The following is a 13,860-nucleotide window of genomic DNA, read 5'->3' on the forward strand; positions in this document are numbered from 1 at the left end:
TTGTTTAAAAGTGTCTCACTTCCCTTTCATTTTCCTTGTACAGCCTGTTGTAGCAAGGCGATCGTACATCTCGATAAACAGATTAATCTTGTTTCGTCTGCTTCATCCACTATTCGAATTGTCCACACCATTGTAGTTTCCCCAAAGTGTTCAACCGTTCCGATAGCTTTTACAAAACCAGACCGCATACTCTTTATATGGTTGGCATTAATCTCCAATCCAACCGGTACTTTCCCGAGTTTCTCTACAAGAGTATATGCACCATAACTCGCAACACTCTCGGCCAAGGCCACAGATGCTCCACCATGTAGCATGCCATACGGTTGAATCGTGCGCTCATCTACAGGCATAGTCGCTTCTACTTGCTCAGTACCTAACGTCTCCTCCCGAAATTGAATACCTAATGCCTCTAATAAAGTTGGACGCTTATGTAAAATATCGCTCATTTACCACTCATCTCCTTTTCTTTCTCCTCCTTTCATAGTACCAGTTGTTAGCGCATATGGTTAGCAAAAGACTGTAACGAGAAAGGGGAGTTTTCCATGAGATATTGGAATGGACATCCTTCCGCCTATCGAACACGTCCACCGAAGTCATATTTTCCATCATCTTTTGAAAATAGGCAAAAAAATGGATCATTTCCAGATGTCGATCCCGCTCTTTTTCAACAATCTGCCCAACAAATGCAACAACTTGTTTCGGATGCCGACAAACTATGCACTGCGCTACAAAGCGGCACACTGGCTAAGGATGTGATGAGTGCAGCACAAAAGTCAGATGACAATACGGTCAAACAGCTTCTGCACACGACAGGCATTTCCTCACAGTTCTCTGTTTCCTTCAATCCAGATGGAATTACGGTGTATTTAACAGGACGGTATCAATCTGAAGAATGCTGTAAGTTAAGGCTCGTTTATCGGTGGCGGTGAGGAAGAAATTTCTTTGCGAACGCTTAAGTATCAGGTGGGATTTGATTTGAGTATGGAGCCCAGTTTTTGGACTGAACCACCTCATAGATGCATTACCCTTTTATGTTGGTAATTGTAATTTATTTAACTATGTGTTAAAAAGGGTCAGCACAAGAACTCGTTGTGCTGACCCTTCCGTAATTGTTGTTTTAATTAGTAATATGGGGGATATCTATATCCTCCACCATGATACGGATTATAACCATGTCCTCCGCCATAGCCGCCATAGCCGCCATAGCCTCCGTAGCCTCCGTAGCCTCCATAGCCTCCATAGCCTCCATAGCCTCCGTAACCGTAAGGACGTGGACGTAAAAACGCACTGCCTACAAGGCCTCCAAGTACGCCACCAATGAACGGGCCACCAAAGCCTCCAAAGCCTCCAAAGCCTGGACCGTACGGACGACGAAAATCACGATACATCGCATTTCCTCCTCTATGCACATTTATCTTTATCTCTTACAAAGTTAGCGTATGCATGGACAAGTGCGGAGGTATAGGCACGTGCCTTTCTCTCGGCAACTTCACAGCAGAACTTTTATAATGGAAGTTTTGACTCGCTATCTGTTCGTTGATTGGAGCGGGGGCCCACAGGATGTGGGTCAGAAAGGCGTTGCCACAGGACGTGGCGCTCTTAGCCTTTTCTCCTTCTACTCCTGCGGGATCAGCGGGACAGGTGAGACGTGTCTAGCTACAGTGGAAATCATCACAGCAGTATGTCGCATTATACAGCTCCTGTGTAATGAGATTTCATTAATAAAGCAACAATCTTTTAGTAAACAGCCTTTAATTTTTACTGAACAAATCCTTCTTCTTAAGAAAAAAGGGAGAATAGCATGATGCCTTCCCCCTTTTCTTCGTATAACTTACTCGTTTTCAAGCTGGAACGTCTCTACAAAATAAGCTAGCGTTTTCGCCATAACACCAGTTGCTCCAGCAGGACCGAGTGGTGTCGTTTTTGAAGTCGTCGCAGTTCCGGCAATATCCAAATGTACCCACGGTGTCCCTTCTGTAAATTCACCAATGAACGTTCCTGCCATGATGGCATGTCCTTCACGACCAGGCGAGTTGTTTAAATCGGCAACTTTACTAGTGCGTACCCGTTTTTTATCTTTTTCCGTAATCGGTAATCGCCAAATCGTTTCATTAGCCTCATCAGACGCTTCTAACACTTGCTCAAATAAAGCTTCGTTGTTCGTCATCGCACCGGTTGTGTCTGTACCGAGAGCGACGATGACACCACCTGTTAATGTGGCAACGTCAACTAGCACACTGGCACCATGATGCTTTGCATACGTTACACCGTCGGCCAGCGCCAGACGACCTTCTGCATCAGTGTTCAACACTTCAATCGTCTTCCCGCTCATCGACGTAATGACATCGTCAGGTTTAAAGGCACTTCCACTGATCATGTTGTCTGTGGACGGGATCACAGCGACCACGTTTTGTTCAGGTCTGGTTTCACCAATGATTTCCATAGCACCTAAAACTGCTGCAGCTCCCCCCATATCAGTTTTCATTCCGACGATACCTGTTTTTGGCTTAATGGAATAGCCACCGGTATCAAACGTAATGCCTTTTCCGACAAGTCCAATTACATCTTCCCACGTATCTTTGCCTTGATATTTCAAAACGATCATCTTTGGGGGTTCAGTTGAGCCTTGGTTTACCGCAAGCAAAGCGCCCATCCCAAGCTCTTCCATTTGGGCTTTTTCTAAAATTTCTACTTCAAAATCGTATTTCTGACCAAGTTCGGTGGCAAACTGTGCCATATGTGTGGCAGTGAGCATATTCCCCGGCGTATTGACAAGCGTACGCGCAGTGTTCGTTCCGTTTCCAAATGCATATCCGACTTGAAGAGCAGCTTCGACCTCTTTGCCATCAGCATCTGTGTATACTGACACGTCTTCAATCCGGACTTTTGGTTTATTGGAATGCTGCCGGTATCCATCATAGTGATACGTTGAGGTCGGCAAAACTTCTCCAATAAAATGTGCCACCGTTTCTACGTCAAGTTCGCTACTTGTGAAAGAATCTAGATCAATCGCTAAAGAGGAATGCAGATTTTTCTGGACGTACTGGAATACAGTTCCAAAGACTTCTTTCAACTGCTCAATGCTTGCTTGGTTTTCTTTGCCCAACCCGATCGTCATGACCCGGTCACTCGCAAATTTACCGTATGTATGAAAGATCGTCCAATCCAGATGCTTTCCTTTCACGTCCCCAGTGTCTAAATACGGTTGCAACCCACCATCTAGTGCCGTATCTAGTTGTTGGAGCGTATCCGTTCGTTTCTCGGGCTCGTCCCATACACCAACGACGAGTAAAGGGATGCTTTTTTGTTTGAAAAGTTCTGACTTTGTGTGTAGTGTAAACATCTTCCCACCTCCTACACTTAGTATAACGTTTTTAGAAAAGTTCGGGTAGTGTGGGCAATGTGCTAGGCACTCTGTGGTATACTATTATTCAAAAGTTTCGATACGCCTCTCTTAAGAAACACTACGGTAACACGCACTTAAAATAAGAACTACATCAAAGGATGATCTTCCAATGACAGACTTCTTTCACTTTTCTTTTTGGGCAGCACTTGTCGCCATCATTTTTGCACAGTTCATTAAAATCCCTATTCTATATGTAGCTACTAGAAAGTGGGATTGGTCACTCTTTACCTCAACAGGTGGAATGCCAAGCAGCCACAGTGCGGCGGTAACAGCTTTAACGACAGGAATAGGCATTGAAGAGGGTCTTGATTCACCGCTTTTTGCAGTGTCGTGTGTATTCGCCATTATTGTGATGTTCGATGCAACCGGTGTTCGTTTTCAAGCAGGTGAGCAAGCTCGCGTCCTAAATGATCTTGTCAAAGACTTTAATCGTTTTGTATCAGAGGCGAAAATTTGGCCTCAAAAAGAAGAATCAGAAAAACGTAGAGAATTAAAGGAATTACTCGGACATAAGCCGGTTGAGGTATTTTTTGGAGGGTTAAGCGGTGTAATTATCGCTTTGGTGCTACATGCGATAACAGATGGCCCGATTACATAACAGTCGCCCGCATGTTGATCGTAACCATTCAGAGGGGATATCTCTCCACCTTGAACGATGGAGAGATGATGCGTGTCCTTTTGAACAGTATCTCCAAATAAAATAGAGCGAACCATCCTGCTCGACGGTTCGCTCTATTCCTATTTATTTCCTATTATGATGCTTCCTCACCATTTTGAATTTGCTGCCGAAACACTTGCATTGCTTTGTTTTCGTTCAGGTTGAGGAGTACTTCTTCTGTCAAGTTTCCATCACCCATTTCGACGATATACACATCTACCGTTTTCTTTCCCCACTGCTCGTAGACATCTTCTACTGTTTTAAAATACAAATCAATTTTGTTACCCTTTATAGCTGAACCCGTGTCGGCTACAACGCCCAAACCATAATCTGGAATCCATAGGATGGTACCGATCGGAAATACGCTCGTATCCGCAGCAATTGTTGAGTACAAATCACGCTTCACCTTTACTCCTGAGTACGTAATACCATACTGTGGATGACTCGGGTCTTTCCCAGTCGACTCTACTCCAGCAGTGTAACCTGTTGCCACCACTTCTCGCTTCGGATATTTCGACCAATCATAGGCCTCTTCTAAGGACGGTGGATTGCTCACCGCTGTCGCCGTTTGCGAGGATACTTGCTTGTCGGTAAACAATGTTTCTAAAAACTTAAACGATAAGCCAAATCGCTTTCCTTCATGATCTTGTGCTTTTTCGTACGTTTGCGTCGGCACCTCAGCCCAAAGCCATGAAGCAAACGTCTGAACACCAAGTCCAGATACAGCTTGTACCGTTGTGGTGAAAGCCAGCACGAAACAAAGACTCATCCCCAACCTTTTCCACCATGAATGTGTACTGTTCATATCCAATTTTCACTCCTCCCACCTCTAATCGTTTCCCGATGAGAAATCTTTTATACAAGAAACAGGAGATTAAGAGAAAAATGGGAAAATTAAAATCCCTTCTACCATGAGGTAAAAGGGACAGAAGCTTTCTGCTAGAACATCCGATATCCGCGGCTTCTAAGCATCTTAATGACGACTCCAGAAAGAATGGCACCAACAAATCCACTTGATAAAATAAGCCCATCTGCCAAGGTGATGACAAACAGTCGATCCCACGCCAGTTGTAGCGTATCAATAGGTGCTGTCGCATAATTTAAAAAGGGTACATCATCGATAATCGACAATGTGATTATTGGGTATATAATTGCCATTATCCAACTCATTCTAAGCAACATATTCAGAATAAAACCTATTCCAAAAAACATGACAAAAAACAATACCATGGAAATCAAAATAAACGGTATTCCCATAGATTCCACCTCTTCACTTTGCGGTATTCATTATTGTACAGGAAATAAAGAGTTAGCGCTAGAACATCACAAAGTTGTCACGCAAAAAAATAAATAAAACGATAGTACGATTAAAGGTAAGAGACTCGGGTGAATGAGAGCATGATTCGTGGACGGTAAGAGCGTTAATCCCAGGATAAGAGCGTTAATCCCAGGATAAGAGCGTTAATCCCGAGATAAGAGCGATAATCCCTAGATAAGAGCGTTAATCCAGAGATAAGAGCGTTAATCCAGAGATAAGAGCGTTAATCCCGAGATATGAGCGCTAATCCCCAGATTTGAGCGCTAATCCCCGGATAAGAGCGTTAATCCCAGGATTTGAGCGTTAATCCCTAGATAAGAGCGTTAATCCAGAGATAAGAGCGTTAATCCAGAGATAAGAGCGTTAATCCAGAGATAAGAGCGCTAATCCCCAGATAAGAGCGTTAATCCCGTTATTAGAGCGTTAACCCCAAATTAGAACGCTACTCCCTGATGAGGATTCAAACTCTTCTCGCAGGTTACTGATTAAGCAAAAAAAACGAAGCGACAAGCACCTCGTTTGGATAGTTATGATACATGTTTATCTGCTTTTTTACCTGATCCACTACAGCAAGGACACGTTTCTGAACCACCAAGCAGCAACTGAAAGTAACCCTTACCTTGACAGTACACACAGCTTTTCGTTGAATTTGTCATGCGAGCCATTGTGCCCACTCCTTAAAAATTGTATTTTCTGATAATATAGCAAAAAATCATCAATTCGGAAAGGCAGATAAGGCGGCGTCACGGTCAATGAAAACGCATACAAATCCCTTTTTCATTCTCTCTCTTCAGTTATCTAATTATTTCAAAAATAGGCACTCAATTTTTGGTAATCTCCCCATGCCGATCAACAGCGACTTTATAAGATGTGTATCCAAACTGGGCTCCAGGGTCGGCGCTGTGGAGATCACGTAGCGCTGTCCCCCAGCCTTCTTTCAAAGCTCGTACAACTAACAAAGAAGCATCTGGGTCTACGGCAAGCTGGGCTTTTGTTAGAAATTGTGCATCTTCTAATTCGGACTTTTCCACGACAATGTCAGTTGTATCTGGATAAACACGAAAGAGGATAAGATGATCGCCAATTTTCCCTTGAATCACGCCTGTACGAATCGCTAAGCATCCTTCCACCACGCCCGTTATGCCTGTTTCCTCACGTAATTCTCGCAGTGCTGCCTCGTCCAATGTTTCGCCAGGTTCAACAAATCCAGCGGGAAAAGACCACTTCCCCTTTAATCCACCGTACTTTTTCTTTACAACGAGCAAGCGCCCGTCCTCAGTTTCCACCACTGCCCCTGCAGCCAACCAAACATGTCCACGCTTCGATAGCATCTTCTCTCTCCCCTTGAAGCATGTTATAGCGGATGTTCAAAAAGTCCGGGAAAAATAGCTGTCGAATTTCTTTGTCAGCTCGCTCCTCTGCTCATCACGTATTTGCACATACGCTCAGGTGCAAAGGAGTCTGCGCTTCCTCGAACTTCTCGGCACTTTTTGTCCTCCTTTTTGAACACGCACTTATAGAAAAGGGACACTCAAAATAGAGTATCCCTCATTTGCTCATTAGAAAATTTTAAACTTGCCCTTTTTCAACACAAGAGATGGCCCACCAATCATGTACAAGGCACGATTGTCGACGACTTTTTTCATAATGGACGCTTTTGTTCCGAATAGCTTACGACCAAATACTAGACCAATCGCATCATCCTCACCAAGAGAGCATACGGTTCCCTTTAGATCTGGAGTAAACGATTCTAGGTTTGTTTCACCTTTTACTAATTTTGCGACGTTGTTTGCACATACTTCTCCTTGTTGCATCGCAATTTGGGCAGTCGGAGGGTATGGACGATCAATTTCAGGATTAATGACGAGTGCAGAATCACCTATTACGAAAATAACGTCTTCCCCTGGTGCACGAAGATCTGCCTCAACTTTAATTCGTCCACGCATTTCTTGGAATCCAGATTTCTCAATGACTGGATTTCCACGCACACCCGCAGCCCACACAACCGTACCTGCTTTAATTTCTTCAGGATCATTCTCACCCTTTTGGCAAATAATACCTTCTTCAGTACACTGTTTAATGGCTGTACCAATTTTAAATTCAACGCCTTTACGCTCGAGTTGAGCAACAGCGTAATCAACAAGTTCTTTATCAAATCCTGGAAGAACCATGGGCGCTGCTTCCACACACGTAATACGAACTTTATGATAGTCTACATCAAACTCTCGGCATAGTTCTGGAATTCTGTTAGTTAGCTCACCCAAAAATTCGATTCCTGTGAAACCAGCTCCACCAACGACAAAGGACAACAAACTTTCATCCTTTTCATCTGAGTTTGAATACTTCGCAAATTGGTAGTCAATGTGTTCACGAAGCAGACGCGCCCCATTCACGTTTGAAATCATGAACGCATGCTCATGTAACCCTTCAATACCGAATGTCTCCGGAATTGCACCAAGGGCAACTACTAGATAGTCGTAAGAAAGTGTTTCTCCACTTTGCAACACGACTTCTTTTTCATCACGCTTAATCTCTGAAACAGTACCCTGGATAAAATTTACTCTATTGTCTACGACGTCCTTCACACCGTAGCGAACTTTGTCATGGTGCAACGTTCCAGCAGATGCTTCATGAAGCCACGTAGTCTCGTAATGATAGTCATTTTTATTGACAAGCGTAATGTTTGCTTCATTTACACCAAGTTGCTTGTGTAGGCGGGTAGTGGCCACTAATCCGCCATATCCAGCACCTAATACAACTACATTGGGAGTTTTCACGTCAATCACCTTTTCCTAAAATAGTCCGTATGCTTTACATACAAATGGTTGTAGCGATATCTTTCTCTTTCATGGATAAAGATCATAAGAGCAAATAGGTGAAAGAGAAATCTTTGACAAGATCTCGACTTCCGTTGTCGACCTATCCTTGTCGCCTAAGTTGACACGTGCCCATTTTACACGAGCAAAAAAAGTTTGTGATATACTTCACGTAACCAAGCAAAAAAATTGTCATAAAATCTTTACATTATTCCCTTCCTTTATCTTATTAAACTTACGTAGCGATTTCAAGAGAGAGAAGTAGGTTTGTAAAATTCCGAAAAAGCATGGCTACAGAATGGTCTTCCACGAACTTTTCACCGTTTTATGATAAACTAACATAGATGTGACGAACTTCTAAAGGAGGTACATACGTTGAAAGAAGATCAACAAGTATACGATATGACCATTATCGGAGGAGGTCCTACAGGGTTATTTACCGCGTTTTATGGGGGAATGCGCCAAGCATCCGTCAAAATTATTGAAAGCCTCCCTCAACTCGGTGGACAACTTTCTACCCTCTATCCAGAAAAATATATTTACGACGTAGCAGGATTTCCAAAAGTACGGGCACAAGAACTCGTTGACTCACTAAAAACACAAATTGAGCGCTTTGAGCCTACGATTAGTTTGGAGCAAGCCGTTGAAAAAGTTGAAAAACAGGCAGATGGCGTTTTCAAATTAACTACAGATAAAGAGGTACACTACAGTAAAACAATCATCCTTACAGCAGGAAACGGTGCGTTCCAACCACGTCGTATTGAGCTAGAAGGTGCAGAACAATACGAAGGAAAAAACCTTCACTATTTCATCAACGATTTGAACGCGTTTGCTGGTAAAAATGTTGTTGTTCTTGGTGGAGGGGACTCCGCAGTGGACTGGTCACTTATGCTCGAGCCCATTGCAAAGAGTGTTACGCTCGTTCATAGACGCGACAAATTCCGTGCGCACGAATCTAGTGTAGAGCAACTCAATAACTCTTCAGTCCGCATTATGACGCCGTATGTTCCTAACGAAATAATTGGCGACGGAGAAGCAATTAAACAAATCGTGTTCCAGCAAGCGAAGGGTGAAGAAAAGGAAATTCTCGACATAGATGCACTGATCGTGAACTACGGCTTTGTTTCTACGCTTGGACCGATTAAAGAGTGGGGCCTTGAAATCGAAAAGAACTCCATCGTCGTCAACTCAAAAATGGAAACCAATATCCCAGGCTTTTATGCTGCAGGTGACATCTGTACGTACGAAGGAAAAGTGAAACTAATCGCTACAGGCTTCGGTGAAGGTCCGACAGCGGTCAATAACGCAAAATCGTATATGGATCCGAAATCACGCGTGCAACCATTGCATAGCACTTCTTTGATTCAAGAGTAAAGACACGGTGACGCTTGTTAAAGAACTACAAGTGGCTGATTGACTACAGCGTCTAGACGCACACCGCTTTTATGAAGAAAAGATGGGGTTTCAGAAGACGAGTTATTCTTTTAAGAAGTCTATATAGTTGAGAATAGCCTTTCGTTCAGGTAATGCCTGCGACGGAAGGCTATTTTGTGTCGGAATGGATATCGCCTTGGTTTTATCCTCTGACCCAGTGTCAGCTTTCTCCCCAAAAAAAAAGAACCTTTGACTAGGATAGCCCAAGGTTCTTCCTATCTACTATTAACAATTCTCCGGCTTCCCAGCATTCTTCTTCGTCCGGAATGATGAACCACAGCCACAAGCTGCAATCGCATTCGGGTTATCAATCGTAAACCCGCCCCCCATTAAGGACTCCTTATAATCAATGACCGTTCCGTGCAAAACCGGACGTGCTTCGGCATCGATCAGCACTGGGATGCCGTGATGATCCTCTAGCTTGTCATCCTCTTTTTGTTCGTGGTCTAATCCCATTCCATACGACAGACCACTACACCCTCCACCGTGCACCGTTACGCGAAGAAATGCATTTTCTTCTTCGTGTTCCTTCAACATATCACGAACTTGGTACGCGGCTGCTTCTGTTAGAGTGACCACTTGTTCTGACATACTGGATCTCTCCTTTACTCATGTGCTAAACAATGAAGCACTTATTAGTATCAGTATACCTCTCTCAAGGTGAAAAACTCAACCGCAAGCCCTTATTTATAAAGGTTGTTTTTGTAAAATAATGAGTCCTAGTACGCTAAAATACTCGCAGGAATCGACCACCCATATATATAGATTAAAACATCGGATTTTCCTCGAGAAATTGATATACTTCAGCCACGAGTTCTTCGGGTGTGTCCCCTTCTACTATCTCCCCGTTCACGAGACAATAAAGCCCGCGCACGCATGCAGTACAGTACCCTAGACAGCTATATTCAACGATATCCAAGTTCGGATCTTTTTCTAATTTTTCTAAGGCAACTTGACTCCCATTCGCCAAGTTGCTAATACAAAATTCAATAATGGGTTGCATACTTGTCACCTCGATCCTTCCTATCGTAAGCGGTTTGTCCCCTTTTAGTCAATGCACGAGTCTTCAATGAATTTGTCAACTTTAAGAACTCACTCTGTTGTACCTTTTGACGAAATCCGATATACTTTTAGTGGTCTATTAAACTTAAAGTTTTCTTATTTACAAATAGCAAGCGGTTACAAGGACAGAACTGCTACCGAGGGCCCACACGACGTGGGTCAGAAAGGCGTTGCGACAGGACGTCGCGAACTTAGCCTTTCATCCTTAATAAAGGGGACATTCTTATGAAACAACTAGTTATCCTAGGAGGCGGTTATGGAGGCATGCGCATGTTGCAGCGACTCTTGCCTAACCAGCTTCCCGATGATGTAGAAATTACACTTGTGGACAAAAATCCGTATCACTCTTTGAAGACAGAGTATTACGCGTTGGCTGCTGGAACAATCTCTGACCAGCACGTTCGCGTTACCTTTCCTGAGCACCCACGTCTCAAAACCATGTTTGGTGAAGTGGAGCTAGTCGATTTAGAAAGAAAACAAATTTATTTTGTCGGGGAAGAAACCCTCTCCTATGATGAACTCGTCATTGGACTCGGATGTGAAGACAAATACCATAACATCCCAGGAGCGCACGACTACACGTACAGCATTCAATCCATCGAACGCGCACGAGACACTTATCAATCGTTAAACAACTTGCAAGCAAACTCTGTCGTTGCGATTGTGGGTGGGGGCTTGAGTGGTGTAGAACTAGCTAGTGAGCTACACGAAAGTCGTCCGGATTTACGTGTGCAGCTGTACGATCGCGGAAAGAAAGTCCTATCTGTGTTCCCGGATCGTCTAAGTTCTTATGTACAGAACTGGTTTGAAACGCATGGTGTTGAAGTGGTGAATGAGGCAAACATCACGAAGGTCGAACAAAACACGTTGTACAATCACGATGAACCGATTCATTGTGACGCGATCGTATGGACAGCTGGGATTACACCGAACAAAGTCGTGCGGGAACTTCCAGTCGAAAAGGATGCGCAAGGACGCGTCGTGCTGACTCCGCTCCATCATTTACCAAACGATCCAACCGTATTTGTCTTGGGGGATTGTGCCAGTTTGCCACACGCCCCAAGCGCGCAACTCGCTGAAGGTCAAGCAGAACAAATCGTACAAGTGTTGGTGAAGCGATGGAAAAACGAGCCACTTCCAGAATCATTCCCACAAATTAAACTAAAGGGCGTTCTTGGCTCCCTTGGGAAAAAACACGGCTTCGGATTGGTATCTCAGACGGCTATCACTGGTCGAATGGCGAGGCTTTTGAAATCTGGGGTTTTGTGGATGTACAAATACCACAATGGGTAATATTTCAAATGAAAAGAGTACCCTTAAGGGTGCTCTTTTCATTTGATTGCTTGATCAATAAAACAGTGGCGACTAAATAGCCACTCACTGTTTTATTGAAAAGTCATTAGTTGATGATGCATTCACCCGAGCACCTAACCCCTCAAGCTCTGCAAAGATCGTCTTCAATCGTGGGTTTCCCTCACCAACCACTTTCTCACCAATCCGAACGACTGGGTAAAAGAACTCGTCAGCCAACACCCTTTCTGCAAATGTGGCACGGTCCTCATCCTCAGGTGGGGATTCAATATCAACATATTCAACCTGAATCAATTCTTCAGGAAATTTACGAGCGATCGCTGCTCGTATCCATTCAAACGTTTCTGCAGAAGAAGGTGCGTGCAAACAACTGGCACAAGGCTTGTCAGCGCCATATACAACGACAGTAATCGAATTCACCATATTTCTCCCTCCTCATTTATTCTCACTAACAGTATAAAACGATTTCACATTCTTTGACAGTACTTCAGCACATTTTTGGCAACTGAACGTGCATGATAGATTTTTTCACGAAAACCTTTTATAATAGAGAAAGGAAAGGAGCGATTGGCGATGAATGAACAAGTACAAGAAGTCCTTGATAAATTACGTCCCTTCCTCCTTCGAGATGGTGGCGACTGTGAACTTGTTGACGTAGAAGACGGCATCGTCAAATTACGTCTGCTCGGTGCTTGTGGAAGCTGTCCTAGCTCCACAATTACGTTAAAAGCCGGGATTGAACGCGCCCTTCTTGAAGAAGTACCAGGGGTTGTCGAAGTAGAGCAAGTATTTTAAGACAACATGTAAAAAACACGCCTCCACACAAGGAAGCGTGTTTTTTTTGCTTAACGCATCTCTGGGATTGGGGTTTTCGCCTTCTCTCCTTTAAGGACACATGCTATATTATTTAAACAAAGTTCCATCATCGTATAGCGTGTTTGAATGGATGCACTCCCGATATGTGGCAGTGCAGTGACTTGTGGAAACTGTAGCAAAGGGTGATCCGCTGTAACCGGTTCTTTTTCGAATACATCGAGTCCCGCTCCAGCTATTTCCTCTGTTTGTAGAGCATTAACAAGTGCCTGTTCATCCACAACGGCCCCACGAGATACATTTACAAAGTGGGCAGTTTTTTTCATAAGCTGAAACGCCTGAGCGTCAAACAATCGATGTGTTTCTTTCGTATAGGGTGTCAAACATACGATCACATCACTTTTTTGTAGCAGGTCCTTAAATGATGCGTACTCCACACCGAGCTCTTGTTCAACTGCTGGCTTCCGGCTACGATTATGATACAGCACATTCATCGAAAAGCCTTTTGCACGTTTCGCAACGCCTGTACCGATACTTCCCATTCCGACAATCCCCATTGTAGACCCATACACTTCAGACCCTGCCATCAGCAAAGGACTCCAGCTTGTCCACTTGTTGTTTCGAATGAGATCGGCACTTTCTACGATTCTTCGCATAGTAGCGAGAACTAAGCTAAACGCCAAATCTGCTGTTGCTTCAGATAGCACGTCTGGTGTATGGCAAATTAGAATTCCTCGCTCCTTCGCTGTCTTCACATCAATGTTGTCATAGCCGACAGCTAAATTAGCCACTACTTTCAATTGATCGCCAGCTTGCTGAAAAAACTCTGCGTCTAACTGATCTGAAAGCATAGTGACGAGCCCATCGGCTGTTTTAGCAACCTCTAAAAGCCGTTCACGTGGAATGGGAGACTCCTCAGAACCCCACATTTCCACATAAAAACCAGCCTCCTGAAAAGGACGGATCGCCTCTTGAGGTAATTGACGCGTAACGTAAATATGTTTAGTCATTTGACTCCTCCTACAGTATCTCTTCATCATAA

The 13,860-nt window shown here is 43.8% G+C and carries 15 protein-coding genes and 2 pseudogenes; 5 read left to right on the forward strand and 12 right to left on the reverse strand.

Annotation, left to right across the window (positions count from 1 at the left end; all coding sequences use genetic code 11):
• Window positions 1-26: 26 nt before the first annotated feature.
• The gene (locus tag HHK01_RS12280) at window positions 27-446 is read right to left on the reverse strand and encodes a hotdog fold thioesterase (RefSeq protein ID WP_170008046.1); all 420 of its coding nucleotides are present in this window, start codon (window positions 444-446) and stop codon (window positions 27-29) included.
• 96 nt (window positions 447-542) lie between these two features.
• Here HHK01_RS12280 and HHK01_RS12285 point away from each other — a divergent pair, with 96 nt between their 5' ends.
• Window positions 543-929 (forward strand): YuzC family spore coat inner layer protein, encoded by a 387-nt coding sequence (locus tag HHK01_RS12285; protein WP_170008047.1) that lies wholly within the window; start codon window positions 543-545, stop codon window positions 927-929.
• Between the two features lie 240 nt (window positions 930-1,169).
• Here the strand turns inward: HHK01_RS12285 and HHK01_RS15625 are convergent.
• Window positions 1,170-1,265, reverse strand: a pseudogene (locus HHK01_RS15625) (hypothetical protein); the annotation flags it as partial.
• A gap of 566 nt (window positions 1,266-1,831) precedes the next feature.
• Window positions 1,832-3,343, reverse strand: coding sequence for a leucyl aminopeptidase (locus tag HHK01_RS12295; RefSeq protein ID WP_170008048.1), 1,512 nt, complete (start codon window positions 3,341-3,343; stop codon window positions 1,832-1,834).
• A 172-nt stretch (window positions 3,344-3,515) separates the two neighbouring features.
• Here HHK01_RS12295 and HHK01_RS12300 point away from each other — a divergent pair, with 172 nt between their 5' ends.
• Window positions 3,516-4,004, forward strand: a complete 489-nt coding sequence (locus HHK01_RS12300) for a divergent PAP2 family protein (protein ID WP_170008049.1) — start codon at window positions 3,516-3,518, stop codon at window positions 4,002-4,004.
• Between the two features lie 154 nt (window positions 4,005-4,158).
• Here HHK01_RS12300 and HHK01_RS12305 read toward each other — a convergent pair whose 3' ends face one another.
• The 5 genes from HHK01_RS12305 to HHK01_RS12325 all read right to left on the reverse strand — a co-directional run bounded on the left by HHK01_RS12305 (window position 4,159) and on the right by HHK01_RS12325 (window position 8,159).
• A complete protein-coding gene (locus HHK01_RS12305; RefSeq protein ID WP_170008784.1) occupies window positions 4,159-4,869 on the reverse strand; it encodes a 3D domain-containing protein in 711 nt (236 codons plus the stop codon).
• A 134-nt stretch (window positions 4,870-5,003) separates the two neighbouring features.
• Window positions 5,004-5,321 (reverse strand): YuiB family protein, encoded by a 318-nt coding sequence (locus tag HHK01_RS12310; protein WP_170008050.1) that lies wholly within the window; start codon window positions 5,319-5,321, stop codon window positions 5,004-5,006.
• A gap of 588 nt (window positions 5,322-5,909) precedes the next feature.
• On the reverse strand, window positions 5,910-6,047 hold the full coding sequence (locus HHK01_RS12315; protein ID WP_228027568.1) for a YuiA family protein: 138 nt from the start codon (window positions 6,045-6,047) through the stop codon (window positions 5,910-5,912).
• Between the two features lie 156 nt (window positions 6,048-6,203).
• Window positions 6,204-6,713: an NUDIX domain-containing protein gene (locus HHK01_RS12320; RefSeq protein ID WP_170008051.1), complete on the reverse strand. Its 510-nt coding sequence runs from the start codon at window positions 6,711-6,713 to the stop codon at window positions 6,204-6,206.
• Window positions 6,714-6,941: 228 nt separating this feature from the next.
• Window positions 6,942-8,159 carry an NAD(P)/FAD-dependent oxidoreductase gene (locus tag HHK01_RS12325; protein ID WP_170008052.1) on the reverse strand — a complete coding sequence of 406 codons (1,218 nt, stop codon included), beginning with the start codon at window positions 8,157-8,159 and terminating at the stop codon, window positions 6,942-6,944.
• Between the two features lie 414 nt (window positions 8,160-8,573).
• On the opposite strand from HHK01_RS12325, the gene HHK01_RS12330 reads away from it, so the two are divergent.
• On the forward strand, window positions 8,574-9,572 hold the full coding sequence (locus HHK01_RS12330) for an NAD(P)/FAD-dependent oxidoreductase (protein WP_170008053.1): 999 nt from the start codon (window positions 8,574-8,576) through the stop codon (window positions 9,570-9,572).
• A gap of 285 nt (window positions 9,573-9,857) precedes the next feature.
• Here the strand turns inward: HHK01_RS12330 and HHK01_RS12335 are convergent, their stop codons facing one another.
• Together HHK01_RS12335 and HHK01_RS12340 are read right to left on the reverse strand one after the other, a co-directional pair.
• Complete coding sequence (locus tag HHK01_RS12335; protein WP_170008054.1) at window positions 9,858-10,223, reverse strand: HesB/IscA family protein; 366 nt, start codon at window positions 10,221-10,223, stop codon at window positions 9,858-9,860.
• 175 nt (window positions 10,224-10,398) lie between these two features.
• Window positions 10,399-10,635 carry a YuzB family protein gene (locus tag HHK01_RS12340; RefSeq protein WP_170008786.1) on the reverse strand — a complete coding sequence of 79 codons (237 nt, stop codon included), beginning with the start codon at window positions 10,633-10,635 and terminating at the stop codon, window positions 10,399-10,401.
• A gap of 284 nt (window positions 10,636-10,919) precedes the next feature.
• Here HHK01_RS12340 and HHK01_RS12345 point away from each other — a divergent pair, with 284 nt between their 5' ends.
• Window positions 10,920-11,987: an NAD(P)/FAD-dependent oxidoreductase gene (locus tag HHK01_RS12345; RefSeq protein WP_170008055.1), complete on the forward strand. Its 1,068-nt coding sequence runs from the start codon at window positions 10,920-10,922 to the stop codon at window positions 11,985-11,987.
• A gap of 84 nt (window positions 11,988-12,071) precedes the next feature.
• Here HHK01_RS12345 and HHK01_RS12350 read toward each other — a convergent pair whose 3' ends face one another.
• Entirely contained in the window at window positions 12,072-12,428 is a 357-nt protein-coding gene (locus tag HHK01_RS12350; protein WP_170008056.1) for a YuzD family protein, read from the reverse strand.
• Window positions 12,429-12,578: 150 nt separating this feature from the next.
• Between HHK01_RS12350 and HHK01_RS12355 the strand changes: the two are divergent.
• Window positions 12,579-12,800 (forward strand): annotated as a pseudogene (locus tag HHK01_RS12355) (NifU family protein); the annotation flags it as partial.
• A gap of 50 nt (window positions 12,801-12,850) precedes the next feature.
• Here the strand turns inward: HHK01_RS12355 and HHK01_RS12360 are convergent.
• Entirely contained in the window at window positions 12,851-13,828 is a 978-nt protein-coding gene (locus HHK01_RS12360; protein WP_170008058.1) for a 2-hydroxyacid dehydrogenase, read from the reverse strand.
• Between the last annotated feature and the right edge of the window lie 32 nt (window positions 13,829-13,860).

This window comes from Bacillus fonticola (assembly GCF_012955605.1).
In the GTDB taxonomy this organism is placed as follows: domain Bacteria; phylum Bacillota; class Bacilli; order Bacillales; family JC228; genus Bacillus_CG; species Bacillus_CG fonticola.

Bases quoted from the DNA above. Each gene is read 5' to 3' on its own strand.
- HHK01_RS12300 (WP_170008049.1), top strand. From the start codon at position 3,516: ATGACAGACTTCTTTCACTTTTCTTTTTGGGCAGCACTTGTCGCCATC.
- HHK01_RS12345 (WP_170008055.1), top strand. From the start codon at position 10,920: ATGAAACAACTAGTTATCCTAGGAGGCGGTTATGGAGGCATGCGCATG.
- HHK01_RS12335 (WP_170008054.1), bottom strand. From the start codon at position 10,223: ATGTCAGAACAAGTGGTCACTCTAACAGAAGCAGCCGCGTACCAAGTT.
- HHK01_RS12285 (WP_170008047.1), top strand. From the start codon at position 543: ATGAGATATTGGAATGGACATCCTTCCGCCTATCGAACACGTCCACCG.
- HHK01_RS12350 (WP_170008056.1), bottom strand. From the start codon at position 12,428: ATGGTGAATTCGATTACTGTCGTTGTATATGGCGCTGACAAGCCTTGT.
- HHK01_RS12280 (WP_170008046.1), bottom strand. From the start codon at position 446: ATGAGCGATATTTTACATAAGCGTCCAACTTTATTAGAGGCATTAGGT.
- HHK01_RS12340 (WP_170008786.1), bottom strand. From the start codon at position 10,635: ATGCAACCCATTATTGAATTTTGTATTAGCAACTTGGCGAATGGGAGT.
- HHK01_RS12315 (WP_228027568.1), bottom strand. From the start codon at position 6,047: ATGGCTCGCATGACAAATTCAACGAAAAGCTGTGTGTACTGTCAAGGT.
- HHK01_RS12310 (WP_170008050.1), bottom strand. From the start codon at position 5,321: ATGGGAATACCGTTTATTTTGATTTCCATGGTATTGTTTTTTGTCATG.
- HHK01_RS12295 (WP_170008048.1), bottom strand. From the start codon at position 3,343: ATGTTTACACTACACACAAAGTCAGAACTTTTCAAACAAAAAAGCATC.
- HHK01_RS12320 (WP_170008051.1), bottom strand. From the start codon at position 6,713: ATGCTATCGAAGCGTGGACATGTTTGGTTGGCTGCAGGGGCAGTGGTG.
- HHK01_RS12305 (WP_170008784.1), bottom strand. From the start codon at position 4,869: ATGAACAGTACACATTCATGGTGGAAAAGGTTGGGGATGAGTCTTTGT.
- HHK01_RS12360 (WP_170008058.1), bottom strand. From the start codon at position 13,828: ATGACTAAACATATTTACGTTACGCGTCAATTACCTCAAGAGGCGATC.